At 45.4% G+C, this 1,737-nt stretch carries 2 protein-coding genes; both read left to right on the top strand.

Features of this window, described 5'->3' with window-relative positions; translation table 11 throughout:
• Window positions 1-1,460 (top strand): ATP-binding protein (locus tag ASC50_RS00295; protein ID WP_056928545.1); only part of this gene is annotated, 1,460 nt, incomplete at its 5' end.
• A 40-nt stretch (window positions 1,461-1,500) separates the two neighbouring features.
• The coding region (locus ASC50_RS00300) for an AAA family ATPase (RefSeq protein ID WP_056928546.1) at window positions 1,501-1,737 on the top strand (237 nt) is incomplete at its 3' end.

A 1,737-nucleotide genomic window follows, 5' to 3' on the forward strand; every position in this document is an offset into this window, starting at 1 on the left:
TGTCGCGCCCGCGGCGATTTGGGAAGTCGCTGCTGGTGAGCACAATGGAAGCCATTTTTAAGGGCAACAAAGCCTTGTTTAAGGGGCTGTGGATTGAGAATAATTGGGATTGGACACAACAATTTCCGGTGATTCGCTTGGATTTTGGGGGGATGGCACTTCACACGCCGGAGGCTTTGGTTCGTTCGTTAAAGGCGTCTTTGAAGGAAATCGCGCAAGCGAATGAAATCGAGCTTGAAACGGAAGATGTAGCCCACCAATTTAGAGAGTTAATTCACAAACTGCATCAATCCAAAAAGCAGCAAGTAGTGGTTTTGATTGATGAATACGACAAACCAATCATCGACCATTTGAGCGATTTGAAAAAGGCTGACAAAATGCGCACCATTCTTCATGATTTCTATCAGGTGATGAAGGCGGCGGATGAGCATTTGCGTTTTGTGTTTTTGACGGGCGTATCCAAATTCTCCAAAGTATCTATCTTTTCGGGGTTAAACAATCTGCGCGATATTACACTTGATGAGCAATTTGCCACCATCTGTGGCTATACACAAGCCGAATTAGAATCCAATTTTGACGCTCATATTGAACTGTTGGCGGCAAAAGAACAGACCACCAAACAGGCAACGATAGATGAAATAAGGCGTTGGTACGATGGCTATTCTTGGGATGGTTTCAACTTTGTCTATAATCCTTTCTCAACTTTATTGCTGTTTGCGGCAAGGGTGTTTAAAGACCATTGGTTTGCAACGGGTTCGCCCACTTTCTTGGTAAATCTCATCAAAGAGCGCAATGATGTGAAATTGTTTTTGGAGCCAATAATATTACCCGCCGCTCACTTCGACAGTTTTGATATTAAGGCAATAGACCCCCAAGTGTTGCTATTTCAGACAGGCTACCTGACTATAAAAAAAATAGAAAAGAGTCAATTTAGCAGCACAATGCTCTACACGCTTGGCGTTCCCAATGAGGAAGTGAATCAAGCATTAACAATCCATCTGTTAGCAAGTTACGTTGCTGCCCCGTTGTCTGTGGTGTCTTCCATGCAAGAGCAGATGATGCAACAATTGTTGGACGGCGACCCGCAGGCTTTTGAGCGCAACCTGCAAGCGATGTTTGCTCGCATCCCCAACCAATTGTGGGGAAGAGATGAAAAATATTATCATTCAATGCTGCTGTTGTGGCTCAATATGCTGGGCTTCAAGGTGGATGCCGAAGTGAATACCGACAAAGGGCGCATTGATGCCGTATGGACATGGCAAGAGCGGGTAGTCGTAGCAGAGATTAAATACGCCAACGCGCGAACAACCACAACTGATGCGCTATTAGACGAGGCATTGGCACAAATTCACGCTCGGCGGTATTATGAACGCTATGCAGGCGAAAACAAGCGCATCGCGCTCTTGGGCGTGGCTTTTGCCGGGAAAGAGATTGCCTGTCGGATGGAGGAGTTGCCATAATTCAAAAATAAAGTGTAACTTTGCGGCAAATTAAAAGATTATGCAAAATTTACCTATCGGAATACAGTCGTTTGCGAAATTGCGCAAAGACGATTGCTTGTATGTTGATAAGACGGAGGTTATTCTCCGCCTTATCACATCGGGCACCACTTTTTTCTTGTCGCGCCCGCGGCGATTTGGGAAGTCGCTGCTGGTGAGCACAATGGAAGCCATTTTTAAGGGCAACAAAGCCTTGTTTAAGGGGCTGTGGATTGAGAATAATTGGGATTGGACACAA

This window comes from Candidatus Symbiothrix dinenymphae (assembly GCF_001431085.1).